Below are 21,151 nucleotides of genomic sequence, written 5' to 3'. Positions count from 1 at the left end.
TTGCCTTACCCCGGCGAAGGACTTGACCACATTTTGGCCACGCCCTGCTGAGCCGCATCGTCGAGACGACCTGCCACATCGTCAAGATCATCGTCGAAGAGGTCGGCATACACGTCGAGGGTCATCGCGGCCGATGCGTGGCCCAGCATTCGCTGCACAGCTTTCACGTTTGCGCCTGCTGAGATCGCGAGCGACGCGGCCGTGTGGCGCAGATCATGCACTGTCACTGTCGGGAAGCGCGCGTCACGCTCCTGAAGACGCTTGAGCGCCGGGAGAAACACCCGCTTGCGGAAGTTGCCGTTGCGCATCTCCAGGCCACGACTAGAGACGAACAGCGACTCCTGGGGTTGTTTCCCTGCGGCTCTTGCCCGCATCGGAGGCTCTAGGAACGCAGGGAAGGGCACAGAGCGGCGCTCATGCGTCTTCGGTGTTCCGCGAACTAATGTTCCGCGCACGTCGGTCAGAGCTTCCTTCACATCGACGCGCCTACGGGAGAAGTCGATCGACGAGACCTTTAGCGCAGCCATCTCTCCCCACCGGAGCCCGGTATAGGCGAGGAAGGCGATGAGATCCGCGTGTCCATCACACTCCCGCGCGAGAGACGCCACCTGGTCATGGGAAAGGTACCCACGGTCGGTAGCGCGCTTCCGCGGCATCTGCACACCATCGGTCGGGTCGCGATTGATCCGACCATCCCTCACGGAGTACTTCATGAGGGCCGCGAGAACGAAGTAGATCTGGCGCACAGTCGACGGAGCCAGTCCCTCCGCCAGGGTCGTGATCCACGCCTGCACCTCGCCATGCCCGATCTCGACGAGCCGGCGACTCCCCCACGTCGGCAGAATGTGCCGGTCAAGCGTGTATCGGTATCCCGAGAGCGTACTCGGCTTGATCTGCACCTGGCCGGCGATCCACTCCCCGGCGACGTCTGCGACGCTCACCTTTGAGCGGGATGGGTCGAGCCACTCCCCGCGCATCTTTGACACCTCGACCGTTGCGAGGTAGTTGTCCGCCTCGCGCTTCGTGCTGAAGCCACGCTTCGTCGTCTGCGTCCGGTCAGGACGCCGATACCTCACCCGATATCGCCGTCCTCGCGCCGTCTCGTACGATTCCACTGATCCCATGACGACCTCCACTCCAAGAGGATCACGAACCACCGACGCTCACGCGCTCGACGCATTCACCCGCTACGGGCGCTACGCCGCCACATCGTTGCAACCGCGGGCAAGATAGGGCGCTACTCAATCGCTACACCCCTCACACACTTCTCGCTCTCGACGCCAGAAGCCAGAAGCCGGAAGCCAGAAGCCAGAAGCCAGAAGCCAGAAGCCAGAAGCCAGAAGCCAGAAGCCATCCTGGCCTTGTCACCTAGAGCCTGCTCGTGGCTGAAATAGTGGAACGCGAACCCTCGGCGCTCCCCCGCACAACCAGGCCTTCGTGAGAGAGTTCAAGAGACACCCGGCGACCGCGGCGGAACCACAGCGAGAGGCACAATATGGATACGAGGACGTTGCTTCGAGCGCTACAAGAGGTTGAGAAACGCGCCGAGCTCGTTAGCGAGAACGACGTGCTCGCTACATACGTTGAGGTCGATTCGCTAACCGCCGCCCTTGGTCAGAGGGACAACGGAATCATCTTTGGACGCCGGGGTACGGGCAAGACTCACGCACTGAAATACGTCTCCGAAACCGAGCGAACCAAGGGTAACAGGGTTGTCTACATCGACATGGAGCAAGACGTCGGCTCCACTGAGGGGCGCTATGCAGACCCCAACCTCAGCATCAGCGAAAGGGCGACCCGCCTTGTTGTCGACGTGCTGAGCATCGTTCACACACAACTGCTAGAAGCCGCATTCGCGGGCAACATCAAAGTGCAGATCGATGTACTCGATCGGATGCTCGATCACTTCCAGGAGGTACTAATCGCCCAGGAGACCGAGCACGAGAACACCCGAACTGATCGGTCGGCTAAAGGATCGACCGTCGACGCCGGGACTGAGTGGACCCCGGGAGGGTTGCCGAAACTGAAAGTTGGTGCGAGCTCGACGAACGAGACGGGCCGCGAAGACGGGGCCCGAACCCGACAGACGGGCGTGATCCGACACCGGATCCACTTCGGCGGCGTCACACGGGCGATGCGCTCCGCCATTGAAGAGGATACGGCTAGGCGGTTTTGGCTACTCATCGACGAGTGGAGCGGCGTTCCTATCGACCTCCAGCCTTACCTCGCCGAGATGCTCCGGAAGCTGTTCTTCGGCATCCCCAAGGTGACGGTGCGCATTGCCGCCATCCCGCACCGCTCTGAATGGCGCATCGTTGGCGAACGCGGCAGCTACGTCGGCGCGGAGATCGGTGCCGAGTTGTTTCCGCTGTTAGACCTCGACGAGTTCGTAGTTTTCCCCGCGCGGAGCCGTGAGGAACAGACCGAGCGCTCGTTGTCCTTCTTCAGGGCACTGCTGTTTCGTCACATATCAACCGCACTGAGTAGCATGGACGAGGAGCCGCCAGAGTCTGAAGCGGACCTAATTGGCTCTCTCTTTACCCAAGTTACGGCGCTGCAGGAGGTCATCCGCGCGGCTGAGGGTGTGCCCCGTGACGCGCTCAGTATCGTAGGACGCGCCGGACTTCGGGCAAGTGGGTCAAAGATCGGTGTGACGCATGTTCGTGAAGCTGCGTCGCAGCTCTACACGACGACTAAAGCATCTAAACTCAACGGCATTCCGACCGCCCGTGCCCTGCTCGACCGCATCCTGAACGACGTGATCTCCGGCCGCAAGGCGCGAGCATTCTTGATCAAACAGGATCAGACGGAGCACCCTCTCATCCAACGACTCGTGGACGAGCGCATTCTCCACATCATCAAGCGCGGATGGTCCGGCAAGGACAAGCCTGGCGAGAGGTACGATGTTCTCCAGATCGACTACGGTTGCTATGTCCATCTGCTCGGCACGACGTCCGCGCCGCAAGGCCTGCTCGGCGGAGACGACAGTGACGAGTTCTCGACCGTCATGGGCGAGGTTGAGGTACCGGACGACGACTATCGCGCCATACGTCGCGCGATCCTCGATCTACCCAGCATTCTTGCAAGAATCGCTTAGATGCGCCCAGTCGCGAGTGGTAGACGCTCCTGTGACCTAACAGGATTCCATCCGGAAACGATCGTTCACGGGAGAAGGACCAGCGTATGTGCGACCGCGGACCGGGACTCTCGGCCATATCGGAACCCGGTTTCAATACGAGTTCGTGCAACGCGCAGCGTCGGGACGAGCGGCCAGCTGCGCGGTGGGCGCCCCGGAGGGGACGGGACGGCAGGCTTCTGCTCGTCTAGCGGGGTCGGCAAGAGCCGACTACTCGTTGTTGACCTCGATACGGTCGAGTATGACTACTTCCTCCGAAACGAGTGAACTCCCGGTAAGCATCGACTTCTACTTCTGCATCGGAAAGATTGCCGTCACCTCGAGCGCACTTGAGAAGAGCGTCTGGTGGTTTCTGCACTACCTCCGCCACTACCACTACCAACCCGACCTCGATGGTTGGGAGTACTCCGATGAGAAGACTAGGTACTTCGACAAGAAGCTCAAGGCGATTCGAAGTCTGATGCAACGTCGCGGCTGGGCGACCGAAGAGCAAGAGTTTGTTAGCCAATGGCTAGACACCGTTGCCTCGTTCCGCGAAATCAGGCACGATCTTGTGCACTCTCACTGGCTGTACTTCGGCGAAGACCACTCGAAGTACACGCTCGACGCCCGAGATTGGAAGTTCGAGGACGGGCCGGTAGAACTAGCGGCACTCCGCGCGCGCGTTGTCGACGGTGAACGCATCCTGGGCGTGAAAGGTCAGGTCGCTGATCTGGCGATCGCTTACCTCTGGTCGTTGCCGCCGGGCTCTCCGCAACAGTAACCGTCGACCTCGCCCCTTGCTGGCTCGTCAAACGTGCCCTCGACGAGGCATGGCGTGGGGCTGATCGGTCTGCACCCGCCGGAATCGATCGTTTGCGGCGTGGTGAGTGAAGGCACACCAGATCGAATGCCAGAAACGTGCGCCGTAAGCGGGTTTCAGTAGACGTATTCGGTGGGGTGTGAGCCGGATGTGCTTACACCCAGGCCCCAGAGATGTGGACTGGGGTGAAGCCGTTCCGATAGGTCATCAATCACTGTATAGTTCAGTGTGTGCTGACTATTGCCTCACGCCTCGATGTCATGAACCGGCTCGGCCGGGCCATGGCCGATCCCACGCGTTCCCGAATCCTAATGTCTCTGCTCGGTGGACCGAGCTACCCGGCTGTGCTCTCTCGTGAGCTGGAGCTGACACGGTCGAACGTGTCGAATCATCTCACCTGTCTGCGAGACTGCGGGATCGTCGTTGCGGAGCCGGAGGGTCGCCAGACTCGTTACGAGATCGCCGACCCGCATCTTGCGGCTGCGCTCGTCGCGCTTGTGGACGTGACGCTGGCGGTCGATGAGCACGCGCCCTGCGTGGATTCATCGTGCACGGTGGCTGGCTGTTGTGGGACGGGGGCTGACGCGTGAGCGCGGCGTGTGGCTGCGAGCACGAGCCTGCCGCGACGGCGGGCGAAGAGATAGAAGAGGCCGAGCGGCCGTGGTGGAGAGACCGCGGGGTGATGGTGCCGGTGTTCTCCGGCGTTGCGTTCCTGGCCGGTCTGATCTTCGAGTGGTCTGGGCTCGAGATCCCGGCATTGGTGCTGTTTTGGGTCGGTCTGCTGCTGGGTGCGTCGACGTTCACTCCGGGTGCGCTCCGGAAGCTGTTCAAGGGCAAGCTCGGCATCGGGCTGTTGATGACGATCAGCGCGATCGGTGCCGTCATCCTCGGGTACGTGGAGGAGGCTGCAGCTCTGGCGTTCTTGTACTCGATTGCTGAGGCGCTCGAGGACAAGGCAATGGACCGTGCCCGCGGTGGCCTGCGGGCACTGCTGAAGCTCGTGCCGGAGACAGCGACAGTGCTGCAGGGCGGTATCTCCGCGCAGGTGCCGGCGAGAGAGTTGACGGTCGGCCAGATCATGGTGGTCCGCCCGGGTGAGCGGATCGCGACCGACGGGATCGTGCGCTCTGGCCGCTCCAGCCTGGACACTTCCGCGATCACCGGGGAGTCCATCCCCGTCGAGGTCGAGCCCGGCGATGCGGTGTCGGCCGGTGCGATCAACAGCGCCGGCGCCCTGGAGGTCGAGGCGACTGCTGCGGGCACCGACAATTCGCTCACGACGATTGTGGAGCTGGTAGAGAAAGCGCAGACGGAGAAGGGCGAGCGTGCCCGTCTGGCGGACCGGATCGCCCGCCCGCTGGTGCCCGGAGTTTTGGTTCTCGCTGCGCTCGTCGCGATCATTGGGTCGCTGCTGGGTGACCCGGAGGTGTGGATCACCCGCGCGCTTGTCGTGTTGGTCGCCGCTTCTCCGTGTGCGCTGGCGATCTCGGTACCGCTGACGGTCGTCGCCGCGATCGGTGCGGCGAGCAAGTTCGGCGTGATCATCAAGTCCGGCGCCGTTTTCGAGCGCTTCGGCACGGTCCGACACGTCGCGGTCGACAAGACCGGCACCCTCACCCGCAACGAGCCCGCGGTCACCGCGGTGCTCACGGCGAACGGCGTGACCGAAGCGCAGGCGCTGGCATGGGCGGCCGCGCTGGAGCAGCACAGCACGCACCCTCTCGCCTCAGCGATCACTGCCGCGGCGCCGGGGACTCCCGCAGCTGCAGATGTGACCGAGCAGGCCGGGCACGGCATTGTCGGCACCGTCGACGGATCGAGAATCACCGTCGGCAGTCCCCGCTGGATGGACGCCGGCGACCTCGCGGAGCGGGTTGCGGAGTTGGAAGAGCAGGGCATGACCGTCGTCATCGTCCACCGCGACGGAACCCCCGTCGCCGCGATCGGCGTCCGCGACGAACTGCGCCCGGAAGTCCCCGAGGTTGTCCGAACACTCAGCAACCAAGGCGTCGGCGTGACGATGCTCACCGGCGACAACGCCCGCACCGCTCGTGCACTGGCCGCGCAGGCCGGGATCAGCGACGTGCGTGCGGAACTGCGTCCTGAGGATAAGGCGACCGCGATCGGGGAACTGTCGAAGGCGGGGCCGGTCGCGATGATCGGCGACGGCATCAACGATGCCCCGGCCCTCGCGTCCGCGGACATCGGCATCGCGATGGGCGCGACCGGATCCGACGCAGCGATCGAGTCCGCCGACGTGGCCTTCACCGGTCATGATCTGCGCCTGATCCCGCGGGCGTTCGATCACGCCCGCCGCGGTCGACGGATCATCAACCAGAACATCATCCTGTCACTGCTGATCATTACCGCACTGCTCCCGCTGGCACTGTTCGGGGTCCTGGGGCTGGCGGCTGTCGTCCTGGTCCATGAGGTCGCGGAGGTCATCGTGATCCTTAACGGCCTGCGTGCCGCACGCACCCGCACGCCACGACTGGAAAGCTGATGCTCGCGACCATCGGTTCAGCGATCGGCCTGTTCGCGGCAACTAACATCGACGACATTGTCGTGCTTACCGTGCTGTTCCTCGCTTCCAGTCGAGGGAAGCCCCGGCCGTGGCAGATCGTCGCGGGCCAGTATCTCGGGTTCATCACCCTCGTGGTGATCAGCGTGATCGCCGCTCTCGGTCTCACCATCGTCCCGGACGAATGGGTCGGTTTCCTCGGACTCATCCCGCTCGGCATCGGCATCTGGACGCTCATTCGCGGCCTGCGCCGTAACGGCGATGACGATGATGATGATGACTCCAAGATCACCGCCGTCGGACTATGGGGCGTCGCAGGGATCACGATCGCCAACGGGGCCGACAACATCTCCCTCTACACACCGATCTTCCGCACCAGCGCCCCCAGCGACGTCGCGATCATGATCGTCGTGTTCCTGATCCTCGTCGCGGTCTGGTGCGCGGCCGGCCGCCTGATCGGCACCAACAAGGCTGTCACGGAGGGGCTGGAGCGCGTCGAGCACTGGCTCGTACCGGCCGTGTTCATCGGTCTGGGCCTGTTCATCCTGATCGAATCTGGGGTCATCGTCCGTCTGCTCGAGGTGCTCGCATGACCTTCTCCCAGGCAGAGGCTCATCCGCCCGCTGCGCGCAAGCTGTCGTCGACGCGGCGGCAGCTCACTGGTGGAGCGCTCTTGATCGCCGTGGTTGTCGTGCTGATTGATCAGGGAACGAAGGTGTGGGCCGAAGCGACCCTCACCGAGCGTGAGCGCATCCCGCTGATCGGTGACCTGCTGGGTTTGCAGCTCGCCTATAACCCCGGAGCGGCATTCTCGTTCGGGGAAGGCTTCACCTGGGTGTTCGCGCTGCTCGCTGTCGCCGCCACGGTCACAGCGATCGTGTTCGCGTTCCGAGTGCAACGCGTGGGATGGGCGATCGTCATCGGCGCGCTCGGCGGCGCTGCCGCCTCACACGCAGGCGACCGCCTTTTCCGCGACCCCGGATTCGCCCGGGGTCACGTCGTGGACTTCCTCGCCTACGGAAACTGGTTCATCGGCAACATCGCCGACATCGTGATCTTCGCCGCAGCGATCACCGGAGCAGTTTTCATGATCCGCGACGGGGATGAGAGCACCGAGTGAGATTCCGTTGCGCGGTGGTGGGACACCCATCAACTCGCCCTCTACCTCGGCGTGATCGCCGTCGGCAGCCGTTGAGTGAGTTCACGCCTAGGCAGGCGGGCGGTCGCGATGTAGGCGCAGAGCCACCCACCAGCCGCATCGTCGACAGATGAAAGCGCGATCGTCTCCGAGTGAGTGCAGCTTCTTGCGTGGCAAATGTCGCCCGCAGCACGTGCATGCAACGTCCTCGTCAGTCGCCATGAGCGGAGAGCGCCTCTCGAATCTGTTCAACCGTTGGCATCCCGGCCAGCCCAGCAGGGGTGCTGTAAATACGGCAGGCGAGGTCATTGCTTCGCCCCGACCCCGGAAAGAGATCGTTGCCATCCAGGGTGATCGTGGGGGAGCCCGCGAACGAGACTGCGCCCGCGTCCTCCTCCGTCCGGATGAGTCGGTAGTGAACCTCCGATTCGTCGTGGCCTGTTTCTCGTAGCGCCTCAGAAACACGACGGCCAGCCTCAACCCAGCTGGGGCAACCAGCGATATAAAGCAGCTCAATCTCCACGACTCAATCATCCTCGACTTCGCTGTTGATGTCGTGCCCGGGCTACCACCGAAAACGATCGTTTACGGCGAGAGACAGCGCCAGGGCGCAGAATGCCTGCCGCAAACGGTCGTCACAACCGCGAAGTGGCAGACGTTTTCGGCGGCGATCACCAGTTCACGCCTCACTCAACGGTGCCGGGGTCGGCGGCCACTTGTGGCATTGCTATTGGGATCGGCTCAGTGGCCGGCAGGTTCAGATCAGACGGGCGCGGTTCGTACATCGATGACTCCTTTGGCCTCGCGCTCGTCTTCTTCCAGCGCTACTCGCAGTTGTTGCTTTGCGCGTGAGAGCCGGGACCGGGCAGTGGATGCGTTGATTCCGAGAACCGCGGCTGCTTCGTGGGAGGCAAGCCCATCCCAGAAGATCAGCCGGACGAGTTCGGCGTCCTCATCCGGCAAACGGTTGATTGCGTCGCGGACTTCGATAGCGGCGTCGTCCCGCGTGTGGGTGCTCGTAAGGCGCATGTCGTTCGCGAGGCGTTCAACCGCCGCGGACCGACGTGCCAACGTGCGGCGGGAGCTCCGCAGGATGTTGTGGGCCGTGGTGAATAGCCACATCCGTCCCTGTGTCGGGTCGGCGGGCACTCGCCGCCGCAGCTTCCAGGCGGTGAACAGTAGCTCACCCAGAGACTCAGCGGCGTCGGAATCGTTCAGGAGGCGGCGCTGGAAGTATCGAAGCAGATCGTCCGCATTGTCTCGAACCAGTGCGTCGATCACCGCCGCCTCACTCCTGCTGGTCACTGGCATCCTTGAGTCTGGCTGAAGAGGCTCACAGAACCCTCCTCCTGCGAAGTCGACAGTCCCCGGTCCTCCAACTCCTCGAAAAGAAGCTCCGCGACCGTCTGATGCATCGCCGACTGCGCGATGTCCTCTGCCGTATAGTGCGCGATGCCCGGTGTGCCATCGTCGAAGGGCTGGTCGTTTTCCGCTTCAAACTCTGCGGTCGCTGCTGAGGTGTCAAGGGCTTCAAGGTCGAGACTGGCGACGAACTCGCGGGCGACCACGACTACTTCCGCATCATCGGCAACACCGTCCGGCTTTACTAGGAGTCCGGCGAAGCACGTTTGTCCGTTCGAGCCGGGGAACTGGTACACGTTGTCCGCTGTCCAGCCCCAAGGTGTCTGCATCCCATTGCCGGCGACGGCTACCGTTCCACCTCCGACAATCACGGCCGACGCTGCAACGCCTGCGGCCCAGACGCGCATTCGACGCGCCCGTCGTGCACGGCCCTCCTGCAGGATGCGGGTGGTGTGGCTTCCCAGCCCCATCGGACTGGACACGGGCGGTGCTGCGGCACGCAGCCGGGTTTCAAGATCGAGGTCGTTCATGAGGGTGACGCCTTTCTGAGAGAAGCTTTACCCAGTACATGTCCGCAGAACGTGCGACTGTCCACGAGAGGTTCCGTTTCCGCTATCGGAATAGCGCCACGGAGCCAGCGAGGAAGGATCGGATCGCCGACACGACAGAATGAGTCAGGCGCCTGCCAGAAACGATCGTTTACGGCGCGAGCCAACGCGAAGGCTCGGAACGCCTGCCGCAAACGGTCGTCACAACCATCAAACGGCAAGGGTTTCCGGCAGATTGAGAGGTCGTGTCGCGCAACCCATGCCTTATGCGACAGGTCGGTTGCGAGACACAAGTGTCGGCTTCGGGACTAGGCCGTGTTGCTAAACCGGGGCCGGGGTTTCGAGCCGGCCCCGCCCCCGGTCAGCATCAGGGTGGGCGGAGCGAATGTTCCGTCGCGCCCGCTGCGGGTCAGAGGTACGGCTGGGTGATCAGCTCGAGATAGTGCCCTGAGGGATCGAGGAGGTAGACGCCTCGACCGCCGTGCTCGTGGTTGATCTCTCCGGGCTTGGAGCGCTGGGGGTCTGCCCAGTGATCGAAGCCGTAGTCAGTGATCTTGGCGTATGCACGGTCGAAGTGCGGGTCTTCGAGGAGAAATGCGTAGTGCTGCGGCGGGAACTCCATCGGCGGGGCTGCGAACTGCAGCAATACCCCGCCGGCGATCTGGACGTTGACGAACGGGCCCCATGCGGGCGCGTCGTCGGCTTCGAGCAGGTCACGATAGAACTCCGCCATTTCGGCAGCGTCGATCGAGGCGATGATTGTGTGGTTGAAGTGTGCTGTCATGATTCTCCTTGTGTCGTGTGGGTGAGTTTGGGTCACTCACACAAGGAGGAGCGCGGATCAGCGCACGACCAGATCGCCGTTCTGGGAGCGGCCGACGCGGGCCTGGCTGGTCATCATGCTCACAAGGATACCGTGACCGCGAGTTGATCTCCCTCGATGCGCTCCGGAGCCGACATGCTGCCGAGCCAGTGCAGAGTGGCGGCGAGGCAGAGGCCGGCGTGGTAGTTGCGGGCGAGCTTGTCTGAGCGCATCGCTATCCCGCGCCACTGCTTGAGCTTGTTGAAGCACCGCTCGACGACGTTACGGCCGCGGTAGCGGGCCCGCTGCTCGTCACCGAAGTCGATCGGCCGGCCGCGCCGCTTGCGTCGGTGAGCGATCTGATCCTCACGCTCCGGGATCGTCGCCGCGATCCCGCGCTCGCGCAGCCCGGCCCGGTTCGCCTTCGATGGGTAGCCCCTGTCCGCGAGCACCCGGTCCGGCCTCGACCGTGGCCTACCCCTCGCGCCGGGGACGCGGATCTCGCGCAGCGTCGCGGGCAGCATGCTGGTGTCCGCCGCCTGCCCCGGGGTGAGGATGAACGCGAGAGCGCGTCCCTTCCCGTCGCAGACCAGGTGATTCTTCGTCGTCAACCCGCCACGGGAGCGGCCGATCGCATGATCGGGCGGCTCGTCACCGAACTTCTTGTAGTTCGACAATGCCCCCCGTGGTGCGCGGAAGGGTCGCACCATGCTGATGCACGCGCACGATCGTGGAGTCGATCGACGCGACCCAATCCAGATCACCGGACTGCTGCGCGAGCGACTGCGTCTTCTCCAGCACCCGCGCCCACACGCCCTGCTCGGACCACCGGTTGAAGTTCTTGTAGATCGTGTTCCAGTTCCCGAACCGCTCCGGCACGTCCCGCCACGGTGCCCCGGTCCGGAACCGCCACGCCATCGCCTCGACCACCGTGCGCCGATCCACCGGCGGCCGACCCGTCGACTTCGCAGTCGGGAACAGCGGCCCGATCACAGCCCACGCCTCATCCGAGATCACATCACGCAACACGGTTCAAGATTCGCCCACGAGGCACCCGAAGGCGTTTATCAACACGGCCTAGGTCGATTCTGCGGTTCGTTGCTTCGCGATCGTGAGACGGCAAGGATGGGTGGAACTGAAAGTGGGGACTATGAGATCCAGCGCACCGATGCCGGGCAACCCGTGGCCGCACGATATGTCGATCACCGTTGAGGATCGGCCCAACACCCTCCTGGAGCTGCTCTGGATCCGGGAGGCGCATGAATTGCAGCCACAAGGTGAAGACCTCCCTCCGCGGCTGTTGGACACGCCTGCGACCGTTCAGGATTCTGCGGTCACCGCCAAAACTCGCGACGAATGGGCGGTAGCGTGGCCCGGCATCTGGCACGCCGCCGTGATGCACGCGGGTCAGCATAGTGACCCCCGACTGTTCGACGAGCTTCACAACACCGCGGACGGTTCGACCGAACGCGCCGATCTCCTCCACCGAATAATGGGACCCGACTGGCGCGACCACTTTGGAGACAGTGCGTTCGACGACGAATCGCACAGCACCTGGTTCCAACGTGGAATGGACGCGCACCTGGCCGGGATGACGACGCAACTCCAAGCCCAACCCGAGCGGCGCGATCTACCAGCGCTAATACCGGCCTGGCGTGCAGGCTTGACGAAGATCGTGACCATTCCTTGTTCGGGTGAATTCACGCGCAGAATCAACGACAACGCACTTCTCCTGACCGCTGCAACACGTGAGAACAGCGACAGTTACCGGCACGCGTTGAGCACGTTCATCTGATCGTCTCGAAGCTTCGGCGTCTCATAGCGCATGGGTTATGCGACAGGGAGGTTACGAGACACATGCGCCCGGTCGGGGACTCACCGAGGACGGCGAGCAGATTCGAGGCGCGGCCGGTTCAGTACAGCATCCCCATCACCGCTCGTACCTCGTCGAGAGTGCTCTGTGCGATCGATTGGGCACGGGCGTTGCCCTCGCGGAGCGCCGTTGCAGCGTCGGCGTACGTGAGGGCAGCGCGGCGTGCTCGGTGTTCCCGCAAGAACTCGTTCACCGCCTCGATCGTGAACTCCTTCAACGCGCCCGCACCAGCACTTCCGATCTCGGCGGCGATGTCCTCCGGAGTTCGGCTGAGCACGATCGCCGCTGTTGAGAGAAGGCCAGCAACCTCGGGCCGGTTCTCGGGATCGTAGGCAATGGTGCGTTCAGAATCGGTGCGGGCACGTTTGATTACTGTTGCTGTTTCGTCCGCCGTCATACCTAGTGCGATCGCATTGCCGTAGCTTTTGGACATCTTGCGGCCGTCGAGTCCCGGCAGCTCGGGCACATCGGTGATGAGCGCGACTGGCTCTGGGAAGACCTCGCCATATCGTTCGTTGAATCGGCGCGCGATCGTTCGCGTGACCTCGACATGCGGAAGGTTGTCTTTCCCTACTGGCACGAGGTTGCCCTTGCAGAAAAGGATGTCCGCAGCCTGGTGGACCGGGTAGGTGAGAAGTAGCCCACTCAGCGCGCGGCCTGAGGCTGAAAGCTCAGCCTTGACCGTCGGGTTGCGATGCAACTCGGCCTCCGTGACCAGGCTCAGAAACGGGAGCAGAAGCTGATTGAGCGCCGGTACCGCTGAGTGAGTGAAGATCGTTGTCGATTGTGAATCCAGGCCCGCTGCTAAATAATCAAGGACCGCTCCGTAGACATTCTCACGAACGTTGCCCGCAGACTCTCGATCGGTGATGACCTGATAGTCAGCCAGGATGACGAAAGTCTCAACTCCGGCGATCTGCAGCCGCACTCGTTCTCTGATTGTCCCGAAGTAGTGACCGAGATGAAGCTGTCCAGTGGGTCGTTCGCCCGTAAGGACCCGATAATGCTCGGGGTGCGCCGAGATTGAGGCGCGCAACTCCGGCATGCGTTCGGCGGTGGCGGTGAATGAGTCCATGTCTGCTCCGATACTCAGGGAGCTACACGGACGTTAGTACCGCGAATTTCGCGGGCTGCCGTGCAGCCCGCGCGTGTGCGTTACGGCTGCTTGTGCAGCCACCACCAGGACGAAACGGCGAAACGCATGGAAAGAGCATAGCGTGACCCGCTTGTCGCCGCTAAGAACGCGGTTACCCCATGGCGAAGATGCCGCGCGCCCGATGTGCGCCACGGCCGATGTCTCATAACCCTACGGTTACGGGGCGTCTCATCGGATCAGGAGACAGTCGACCGGATTCCGGGATGTGCGGTGTCTCACATCTATGTCTCGCAACTTGCCGGGTACTAACCCTTAGTTGTGAGACAGCCGAAATCGATCGATTTCGACGGTCTTGCCACCGATTTCGATCACCTGCGCGACACGCCGGCACGTGGCCTGCCGATACCCCCTGCCGAAACCTAAACGCCCCGATACCTCGGCTGTAGCGTTTTCGGCATGGCACACGAAGTCGGGTACGCCCGAGTCTCCAAGCGCGAGCAGAACCCCGACGCTCAGGAGGCTGAGCTGCGCGCCGCCGGCTGTGAACGGGTATTCGTCGACCACGGCGAATCGAGCCGCTCCACGGACCGCCCGCAATGGCTCGAGTGCTTGAACTATTTGCGAGCGGGCGACATTCTCAAAGTGCGACGTCTCGACCGTCTCGCCGGTAGTGAACGCATCCTGATCGAGACGCTGCAGGACCTAGACGCGCGGCAGGTGAACCTCGTCAGCCTCACCGAGCCCATGATCGACACGACCACGCCGATGGGCCGAGCTCTCTACGGCATCGTCGCGGTGTTCGCGCAACTCCGCGTCGATACCATCCGGGAAAACACCCTCCGCGGTCTCGACTACGCGCGCAGTCAGGGTCGTGTCGGCGGCCGTCCGAGCGTGATGACGCCCGAGCGGATTGCTGAGGCCGAGCGCATGCGTACCGGGCAGCAGAGCTGGGCAAGCATCGCGCGCGTGCTCGGGGTCGGAACTTCTAGCGTGCGACGAGCACTCGTCCGATAGTGATCACTATGGACGAGATAGAATTCCCTATCAGGGGTGATAGATATGGCGATCTCAGAGGTTCCGGACTGGGCCCGTGCGGCGGTGTCCGCGCGCCATCGGAAAGAGATGGCTGAGCTGGACTACCGGCGCGAGCTGCGCCGGTTCGACCAGCACGGATACAGCCAACGCGAGATCGCCAGATGGCTCGGGATGGCCCAGCCGTCAGTGCTCAGCGCACTCCGCACGGCCGCTATGGTGACAATGCCTCTGGACGGATTCTCCGGCGCGACGCCGTACGAGATATGCCAGCGCTATGCCGCCAGGTTCATCGATCGGGCGCAGCTCGTGGACGAACTCACGCGGTTCCCCTACGTGCAAGGCGGCCATACCGACGGGTATGACTCGCTGATCGTCGATCCGCCTGGCACCTGGTCGGAGATCGCCGACGCGGCGCGCCGCGGCCTCATCAGTGACGACATCTACGAGACCGTGTTCAATCGCCGACACTTCTCGACCGCGCCCGAAGCGCCGGCGGTCGGCCCCGAGGAACCGAGCCCGAAGCAGTGACCACGAATGGCTCCCCCGAGTTGTACCGCGCCTCAAGACGAGCAAGCTCGTAGAGCACGGCGTTGCTCAAGAAGTCCGACAGGGAGCGGTGTCCTTCTGCGACCATCGTGTTGAGCATGGCCGCCCGCATACGCTCATCGAGCGATAGATCGACGTAGAAAGAGACCTTCCTGGGCTTCGGTCGCCCAGTCCCGGTCATAAGGAGAACCGTTCGACGCATCGATCAATGGATTCGTACGCTGCCTTCGCTTGCTGAAGGTGTTCGCGTAGAGATGACAGATCGGTGCTGCCCGTAGTGTTCGCTACTCTCGTGATCTGATTCACGTTGCTTGCGATGTTCGAGATGAGTCGCTCGATACGGAAGAACATCTCCAGAGCATTCCTTCGATCGGTGGCCGTCTCGCCGGGCTCGGGTGAAAGTGCCGACTCGACGAGTAGTCGGGCAACGGTCACGCCTTGCTCCGTGGAGCGAGCGACCAGTGCGGCCTCTTCCTCCTCGTTAACTTTCACCTTGTGAACAATCTGACGCGAGGCGGGTGCGTTCGGCCGTCGGCGGTTCTGGCTTGCGCGGTCGACCATCATGCTCTCCATGCCCAGCGCAGCGAACGGGAGAAACTTCGACTGGACAGACAAGCCGAGTTAGGGGCCCTAACCGTATAGCTTGCTCCGCAGGGTTCATGACCGCACATGCGTCACCTCTTCGATGTGGGAAACAGAGGCTGCCGCGGGATGCTCCGCATTCCCTTGCCCTCGATTCGCTTCGTGGGTAGCGGTGCGTAGCGGCTGTGTAGCTTGTCGCGTGGCTGCTTCCTCCTGATCTCTCTGCGGAAGTAGCGGCGTAGCTCCTGTAGCGGGCGAAAGCGCAGAGGGGAGGTACCGCATCCATGCGTCACGAAGATCGACGAGTCGATATCCCTTTCGCACGCTCTCCCCGACACGATGGTTGGCGGGTCGGACTCCGTATGGACGAAGTACCCGAGCGACTCCCGCGACTCCCAGCGCGCTCGCCAAATCGCGGTATTCGGGCACCGTGCTGAGGGCTTCGACCAGCTGGACGCTGCCGATCCATGCGCCATCGCGGTACGAGTTGAGTACTTCGCGAGTGGCTTCCAGAAGCGCCAAGCCGACGTTCGCGGAACTCTCGTCCTCCCGCGCTTGCTCGACCATGGTGATTGCTGCTGCCCAGGCGCGATTGATCCATTCGTCTCCTGCGAGATGGGCCACTGCGACGAGCGGCTCCCAAAGATCAGCTGCGCGGTCTTCCACCGGCAGTTCGGGGCGGACACCGGCTATCTCATCTTGGTGGTCGGTGAGCAGACGATGCAGGCGATGGCGCACTACGGCGAGGTACTCCCCTGCGTCCCTAAGCCGGAACTGCTCAACGGGTTCAGTTCCCGAACGCCGACGCATAGTGAGTACTATCGCTCGGTCTTCGATAGTGTCCGGCAGTGCGCCGATCGAAGCGATCGCTGCCAGGGCGAAGACTCGATACTCCTTCAGCTGATTGTTTGGCTTCTCGACCCGGCCGTATACGAAACCCCGCTGGAATCCGGTGTTGAGGATCCCGCGGAGGGCTTCGGAGCGTTCACTCGGCCGTCCCGCTGAGAAAATCGCGTCCGCTTCGTCGAGCATCAACGTCGGCGGGGTGTCCCCTGCCTTCTCGATGCGTCGGAAGAGATACGGAACGCTGACGTCTGCGAATCGCACAGGGTCGTTGACCAGCAGGCTCAGCACCTCGAGCAAGCGCGTCTTCCCCGATCGTTTCTCGGCTGATCGGATCACCAACCTCGGTGCAACATCTAGGGCGGGAACCACGTGGGATGCGGCCGCCCACAGCGTCACTGCGTCATACGACGCCGCGTCCGGCAGGACGCAGTATCGGCGAATAGCCCGCTGAGCAGAATCGAGCGCGTCCGCGAGCTCAGGTATCTGAGTAACCAACCGGGTCACCTGCCGCTCGCCGTGGTGCGGCTCTGGCGGATCCACTCCACGACTTCAGAACGCGCGTAGCGAATCGTTCGAGGTCCCAGCCTGTAGAAGTCGGGCCCCTTGCCGAGGTAGCGAAGCTGGGCCAGCGCGCCAGTCGTCATTCCGGCGATGAGGGCAGCTTCCGCGGGCGTGAGTAGTGAGTCATCCATGATCATGTCCCCTTCGTTTCGTTGTGCTCGTTCTCTGTGAGCACTTGCTTCGACGATGACAACGTCTGAAGTGTGAGACACCATGGAGGGATGGATTGGTCCGAATCGGGGAAAGATTCGTTTGCGCGCTCGATCGGTGAGCGCATCCGAGATCTGCGTCTGCGTCGCGGATTCCGATCCGTTCGCGAGCTAGCTGCCGCTATCCCTAACGCACGCCTCAGCGCGAAGGTCGTCAGCAACATCGAGCTGGGGCGCAAGCTCGATCTGACAGTCGTCGAGCTTCTCGAGCTGTCCAGAGCATTGGGCGTTGCACCACAGCAGATCCTCGTCGACCACCACCGTCCCTACGAGCCGACAGGGATTCCAGGAGTCAGTGAGGAGATCGCGACGATGTCCGCGATCGACTTCCTCGAATGGCTGTCCCTCCCGTTCGAGGGGCACCAACTATTCATGGATGTGAACGCGGAGACGCCTGAAGAAACCGCTGCCCTGGTCGCGCTTCGAAGCTATGAAATGCAACGACGGGAAGTGGCGCACCATACGGAATCGCTAGCGAGGGCGCTTCAGATCAATCGTAAGTTCGCCGGCTTCAACGATCTGGGGCATCTCCGCAACCGCGTGGCCGAATCCTTCGCTGAGCTTCGACGCATGGCTAGCTTCCTGGAACAACGTGGCGTTCGCGTGCCGGCTGACCCCTTTGGCCACAGTTTGACCACAACTCCCGGCGCGAACGACGATCGAGGTGATCACATAGATCACAAAGATCACCGGAACTGCACGAGTGTGAGCGCCGACGAATCCAGGCGATGAGGCGCAAATCTGACTGAAAATCGTGAGGTCACGGGATCGACGCCCGTCGGAGCCACACGGGTGATCATTACAGTCACTCTAGAAACCCTCGCCTAGCTTCTACATGGCGGGGGTTTCGCTTTTCCCCTCTGAGGGAAGCCCGGTGGGGAGAGAACGCATGGTCCGATCGTTGAGCCGTCGCACGTTCACGGCAGCCGCGGTGCTCTCCGCTTTCGCGGGGTTCGTCGACGGCTTCGGGTTCGTCTACCTCGGCGGCTACTTCGTCTCGTTCATGAGCGGAAACACGACGCGCGCGAGTGTCGACCTCGCCGGGGCGAGCCTCGTCGCCGCGGGGACCGCCCTCCTCCTCATCGCGGCGTTCGTCGTCGGTGCGATGATCGGCACCAGCCTTCCGGGCGGTCGGATGCGCGGCGAGACCCGTGTGCTCATCCTCGTGCTGGTCGGGATGACCGCGGCAGCTGCCACCTCGATCCCCGGCTGGACGTGGGTGACCGGAGCGCTGCTCGCTGCGGCGATGGGCGCGCTCAACACCGTCTTCGCCCGCGGCGGCGAAGTCACGTTCGGGATCACCTATATGACCGGCGCACTCGTCAAGTTCGCGACCGCCCTCGTCGCCGCGCTCAAGGGCGGACCCCCGTGGGCATGGGCGCGTCACCTGGTGCTGTGGCTGGCGATCGCTCTGGGCGCCGTCGCGGGTGCCGGAGCCTTCTCACTCGCCGGCGCCACCGCCCTGTGGCTTCCGGTCATCGCGCTCGCCGTGGCGCTGGCCATTCCCCAGACTCGAGCCTGGCTTCACGTCTGAGCGTTATCGGATGCCGCGCCCTGGCCGGACCCGTCAGGAGCGGTCGGCGAGCATTCCCTGCATGCGCTTGATCTCGATGTTCTGGTCGCCCTCGACGTGGCGGGCGATCGTGTCGATCGCGACTTCCTGGCCACCGCCCGACGCGTAGAGGTCGACGACCATCGTGACGGCACCCTCATGGTGCTTGATCATGAGCTCGAGGAACATCCGGTCGAACGCCTTGCCCTCGGCGGTGGCGAGAGCGTCGAGTTCGGCCTCGGTGAGCAGGCCCGGCATGCCGGCGTGCGCATCGTGTCCGGCATCCGGATCGCGAGCCGGCTCGCCGCGGTCCTGCAGCCAGGACTCCATCTGGCGCATCTCTTCTTCCTGACCGATGGCCATGCGCTGCGCGAGCATCCTGACTTCTTCGTCGTCGGAGCGCTCGGCCACGAGGTCGGTCATGATGATCGCCTGCGAGTGATGGTGCAGCATGTCGCGGACGAAGACGACGTCTTCTTCAACATAGGGCGGGCCCTGGATCGCGGCCGCCTCTTCGGGCGAGAGGGTGCGGTTCGGCTCGCCCGGACCCCCCAGTTGCACGACCGGCGCCGTCGATGTCGGTGCCGCCTCAGCCTCGCTCGTGCAGGAGGTGAGGCCGACCGCGAGCATGAGCGCCGCACCCGTCGAAATCAGCCGGGTCCATCGCGCCATCGTCCTGCACCTCTCGTCTTCGAGCGTTCGATTCATCATCGGTTATATGACAGGGAATCGCATTGTGGGTAGCGCTGTTCCCAGCAGACCTATAGATTCCCCTACATATAACTGCATATTCGTGAAGTATGCGAAGCGCACACCGCGATCCGGTCTCGGGTTGCGGAGTGCTCTTCGGCCAACGCAATGACGCAACAAATCGATGACGATTGAAAGGCCTACTCTCCGCATGAACACACGACCCGAACGCGCACGCTGGAAGGCGCGCGCACTGGCCACCGTGGGCGCCGTCGCCCTCGGTATGTCGATGGTGACGGCTACCGCCACCGTCGCAACGGCCGACACCCCGACAGACCCCCGCGAGGGGCTGGCCCCCGGCCTGTACGACGCCGGTACCGCCGCCAGCAACGTCGATCTGCTCTCGACGCAGGCCAAGCCCGAAGGCTTCGGCAACTACAACTCCGACATGGCGTACACCGGAAACTACGCGATCAACGGAAACTACAACGGCTTCCAGATCTATGACATCTCGAACCCCGCAGCGCCGACGCTGACGGGTTCGTTCCTGTGTCCCGGTGGACAGGGCGACGTCTCCGTCTACGGCAACCTGCTGTTCATGTCGGTCGAATCGGCCCCCGGCCGCCTCGACTGCGGATCGGCCAGCAACACTCCTGTCACCGACCCGCAGAACTTCCGCGGTGTCCGCATCTTCGACATCAGTGACATCAACAACCCGTTCCAGGTGACGGCCGTTCAGACGTGCCGCGGCTCGCACACGCACACGGTCGTCGAGGATGCCGATGACGCCGACAACGTCTACGTCTACGTCTCGGGCACCGCTGGCGTCCGCACGACGACGACGAACGTCGAGGGCGGCTGCACGAACGTCGCCGGCAACACGATCGAGTCGCAGCTCGACGCCGAGGGCAACCCCATCCTGGGCGCGCGCTTCCTCGTCGAGGTCATCAAGGTTCCGCTGGCCAACCCGGCCGGTGCGGCGATCGTCAACCACGCCCGCATCTTCAGCGACCCGGCGACGGGTAGCCCCGCGGGCCTGTGGCCCGGCGGCAGCCACGGTGAGGGCATGCAGTCCACCTCCGCGGCGGACGCCTGCCACGACATCACGTCGTACCCCGAGATCGGCCTCGCTGCCGGTGCCTGTGAGGGCAACGGCATCCTGATCGACATCAGCGACCCGGCCAACCCGGTTCGCCTCGATGCGGTCACCGACCCGCGCTTCGCGTACTGGCACTCGGCCACGTTCAACAACGATGGCACCAAGGTCGTCTTCACCGACGAGTGGGGCGGCGGAAGCGGTGCTCGCTGCCGCGCGATCGACCCGCTCAACTGGGGCGCGAACGCCATCTTCGACATCGTGGACGGCAAGCTCGAGTTCCGCAGCTACTACAAGATGCCCGCACCGCAGACGGCGCAGGAGAACTGCGTCGCGCACAACGGTTCGCTGGTTCCGGTTCCGGGTCGCGACATCATGGTCCAGGCTTGGTACCAGGGTGGTCTCTCGGTGTTCGACTTCACCGACAGCTCCAACCCGGTCGAGATCGGCTACTTCGACCGCGGCCCGATCAACCCCAACGCCCTGACGCTGGCCGGGTACTGGTCGGCGTACTGGTACAACGGTCACGTCTTCGGTTCCGAGATCGGTCGTGGCTTCGACAGCCTCGCACTCACGCCGAGCGAGCACCTGAGCGCGAACGAGCTGGCGGCTGCTGCCGAGTACCAGATCGACGAGTTCAACCCGCAGCACCAGCCGAAGATCTCGCACGACGCCAGCTACAACGTGGCGAAGTCGTTCGTGGATCAGGCTGAGCGTGCGGGCACGCTGTCGGGCGAGGCTCTGGCAACGGTGCGT

At 63.4% G+C, this 21,151-nt stretch carries 23 protein-coding genes and 1 pseudogene; 12 read left to right on the top strand and 12 right to left on the bottom strand.

What is annotated here, in order from left to right; all coding sequences use genetic code 11:
- Positions 1–5: 5 nt before the first annotated feature.
- Positions 6–1,136 (bottom strand): tyrosine-type recombinase/integrase, encoded by a 1,131-nt coding sequence (locus tag ACWIBS_RS12125; protein ID WP_376128847.1) that lies wholly within the window; start codon positions 1,134–1,136, stop codon positions 6–8.
- Between the two features lie 359 nt (positions 1,137–1,495).
- On the opposite strand from ACWIBS_RS12125, the gene ACWIBS_RS12120 reads away from it, so the two are divergent.
- The 6 genes from ACWIBS_RS12120 (at position 1,496) to ACWIBS_RS12095 (ending at position 7,579) form a co-directional block, all read left to right on the top strand.
- Positions 1,496–3,097 carry an ORC-CDC6 family AAA ATPase gene (locus ACWIBS_RS12120; RefSeq protein WP_376128849.1) on the top strand — a complete coding sequence of 534 codons (1,602 nt, stop codon included), beginning with the start codon at positions 1,496–1,498 and terminating at the stop codon, positions 3,095–3,097.
- A 280-nt stretch (positions 3,098–3,377) separates the two neighbouring features.
- Positions 3,378–3,899, top strand: a complete 522-nt coding sequence (locus ACWIBS_RS12115; RefSeq protein ID WP_376128850.1) for a hypothetical protein — start codon at positions 3,378–3,380, stop codon at positions 3,897–3,899.
- Between the two features lie 269 nt (positions 3,900–4,168).
- Complete coding sequence (gene cmtR, locus ACWIBS_RS12110) at positions 4,169–4,528, top strand: Cd(II)/Pb(II)-sensing metalloregulatory transcriptional regulator CmtR (RefSeq protein ID WP_319031555.1); 360 nt, start codon at positions 4,169–4,171, stop codon at positions 4,526–4,528.
- Positions 4,525–6,441: a heavy metal translocating P-type ATPase gene (locus ACWIBS_RS12105; protein WP_376128852.1), complete on the top strand. Its 1,917-nt coding sequence runs from the start codon at positions 4,525–4,527 to the stop codon at positions 6,439–6,441. The genes cmtR and ACWIBS_RS12105 overlap by 4 nt, the downstream gene beginning before the upstream one ends.
- Positions 6,441–7,052, top strand: coding sequence for a cadmium resistance transporter (locus ACWIBS_RS12100; RefSeq protein WP_187250588.1), 612 nt, complete (start codon positions 6,441–6,443; stop codon positions 7,050–7,052). Before ACWIBS_RS12105 ends, ACWIBS_RS12100 begins: the two co-directional genes overlap by 1 nt.
- A complete protein-coding gene (locus ACWIBS_RS12095) occupies positions 7,049–7,579 on the top strand; it encodes a signal peptidase II (RefSeq protein WP_227991983.1) in 531 nt (176 codons plus the stop codon). Before ACWIBS_RS12100 ends, ACWIBS_RS12095 begins: the two co-directional genes overlap by 4 nt.
- A gap of 229 nt (positions 7,580–7,808) precedes the next feature.
- Here the strand turns inward: ACWIBS_RS12095 and ACWIBS_RS12090 are convergent, their stop codons facing one another.
- The 5 genes and pseudogenes from ACWIBS_RS12090 to ACWIBS_RS12070 form a co-directional block, all read right to left on the bottom strand.
- Positions 7,809–8,120 (bottom strand): hypothetical protein, encoded by a 312-nt coding sequence (locus ACWIBS_RS12090; RefSeq protein ID WP_029153956.1) that lies wholly within the window; start codon positions 8,118–8,120, stop codon positions 7,809–7,811.
- A gap of 239 nt (positions 8,121–8,359) precedes the next feature.
- Positions 8,360–8,902, bottom strand: coding sequence for an RNA polymerase sigma factor (locus ACWIBS_RS12085; protein WP_376128855.1), 543 nt, complete (start codon positions 8,900–8,902; stop codon positions 8,360–8,362).
- The gene (locus ACWIBS_RS12080; protein WP_376128857.1) at positions 8,899–9,489 is read right to left on the bottom strand and encodes a hypothetical protein; all 591 of its coding nucleotides are present in this window, start codon (positions 9,487–9,489) and stop codon (positions 8,899–8,901) included. Before ACWIBS_RS12080 ends, ACWIBS_RS12085 begins: the two co-directional genes overlap by 4 nt.
- Before the next feature lie 427 nt (positions 9,490–9,916).
- Positions 9,917–10,291, bottom strand: coding sequence for a VOC family protein (locus tag ACWIBS_RS12075; RefSeq protein ID WP_167255895.1), 375 nt, complete (start codon positions 10,289–10,291; stop codon positions 9,917–9,919).
- A 179-nt stretch (positions 10,292–10,470) separates the two neighbouring features.
- Positions 10,471–11,338 (bottom strand): annotated as a pseudogene (locus tag ACWIBS_RS12070) (IS5 family transposase); the annotation flags it as partial.
- A gap of 100 nt (positions 11,339–11,438) precedes the next feature.
- Between ACWIBS_RS12070 and ACWIBS_RS12065 the strand changes: the two are divergent.
- Positions 11,439–12,104, top strand: coding sequence for a hypothetical protein (locus ACWIBS_RS12065; protein WP_376128858.1), 666 nt, complete (start codon positions 11,439–11,441; stop codon positions 12,102–12,104).
- Between the two features lie 118 nt (positions 12,105–12,222).
- Here the strand turns inward: ACWIBS_RS12065 and trpS are convergent, their stop codons facing one another.
- Positions 12,223–13,257: a tryptophan--tRNA ligase gene (gene trpS / locus ACWIBS_RS12060; protein ID WP_330194026.1), complete on the bottom strand. Its 1,035-nt coding sequence runs from the start codon at positions 13,255–13,257 to the stop codon at positions 12,223–12,225.
- A 477-nt stretch (positions 13,258–13,734) separates the two neighbouring features.
- On the opposite strand from trpS, the gene ACWIBS_RS12055 reads away from it, so the two are divergent.
- A complete protein-coding gene (locus ACWIBS_RS12055) occupies positions 13,735–14,292 on the top strand; it encodes a recombinase family protein (RefSeq protein WP_120227538.1) in 558 nt (185 codons plus the stop codon).
- Positions 14,293–14,400: 108 nt separating this feature from the next.
- The gene (locus tag ACWIBS_RS12050; RefSeq protein ID WP_376128859.1) at positions 14,401–14,841 is read left to right on the top strand and encodes a hypothetical protein; all 441 of its coding nucleotides are present in this window, start codon (positions 14,401–14,403) and stop codon (positions 14,839–14,841) included.
- Here ACWIBS_RS12050 and ACWIBS_RS12045 read toward each other — a convergent pair.
- The 4 genes from ACWIBS_RS12045 to ACWIBS_RS12030 form a co-directional block, all read right to left on the bottom strand.
- Positions 14,768–14,971 carry a ParB family protein gene (locus tag ACWIBS_RS12045; protein WP_375137390.1) on the bottom strand — a complete coding sequence of 68 codons (204 nt, stop codon included), beginning with the start codon at positions 14,969–14,971 and terminating at the stop codon, positions 14,768–14,770. The two genes, ACWIBS_RS12050 and ACWIBS_RS12045, sit on opposite strands and share 74 nt — an antisense overlap.
- 65 nt (positions 14,972–15,036) lie before the next feature.
- On the bottom strand, positions 15,037–15,423 hold the full coding sequence (locus ACWIBS_RS12040) for a plasmid mobilization protein (RefSeq protein WP_376128861.1): 387 nt from the start codon (positions 15,421–15,423) through the stop codon (positions 15,037–15,039).
- A gap of 93 nt (positions 15,424–15,516) precedes the next feature.
- Complete coding sequence (locus tag ACWIBS_RS12035) at positions 15,517–16,575, bottom strand: DUF3631 domain-containing protein (protein WP_454137031.1); 1,059 nt, start codon at positions 16,573–16,575, stop codon at positions 15,517–15,519.
- Between the two features lie 212 nt (positions 16,576–16,787).
- Entirely contained in the window at positions 16,788–16,985 is a 198-nt protein-coding gene (locus tag ACWIBS_RS12030; protein WP_376128865.1) for a helix-turn-helix transcriptional regulator, read from the bottom strand.
- Between the two features lie 84 nt (positions 16,986–17,069).
- Between ACWIBS_RS12030 and ACWIBS_RS12025 the strand changes: the two genes are divergently transcribed.
- Positions 17,070–17,789: a helix-turn-helix domain-containing protein gene (locus ACWIBS_RS12025; RefSeq protein WP_376128866.1), complete on the top strand. Its 720-nt coding sequence runs from the start codon at positions 17,070–17,072 to the stop codon at positions 17,787–17,789.
- Between the two features lie 169 nt (positions 17,790–17,958).
- A complete protein-coding gene (locus ACWIBS_RS12020) occupies positions 17,959–18,591 on the top strand; it encodes a YoaK family protein (RefSeq protein ID WP_376128868.1) in 633 nt (210 codons plus the stop codon).
- A gap of 33 nt (positions 18,592–18,624) precedes the next feature.
- On the opposite strand, the gene ACWIBS_RS12015 is transcribed toward ACWIBS_RS12020, so the two are convergent.
- A complete protein-coding gene (locus tag ACWIBS_RS12015; RefSeq protein ID WP_376128869.1) occupies positions 18,625–19,281 on the bottom strand; it encodes a DUF305 domain-containing protein in 657 nt (218 codons plus the stop codon).
- Between the two features lie 229 nt (positions 19,282–19,510).
- Between ACWIBS_RS12015 and ACWIBS_RS12010 the strand changes: the two genes are divergently transcribed.
- A partial coding sequence (locus ACWIBS_RS12010) for an LVIVD repeat-containing protein (RefSeq protein ID WP_454137023.1) occupies positions 19,511–21,151 on the top strand: 1,641 nt, incomplete at its 3' end.

Source organism: Microbacterium sp. NPDC055442 (assembly GCF_053644215.1).
Note: the sequence above shows the minus strand (reverse complement) of the source record. Positions and strands in the feature narration are given on the sequence as shown.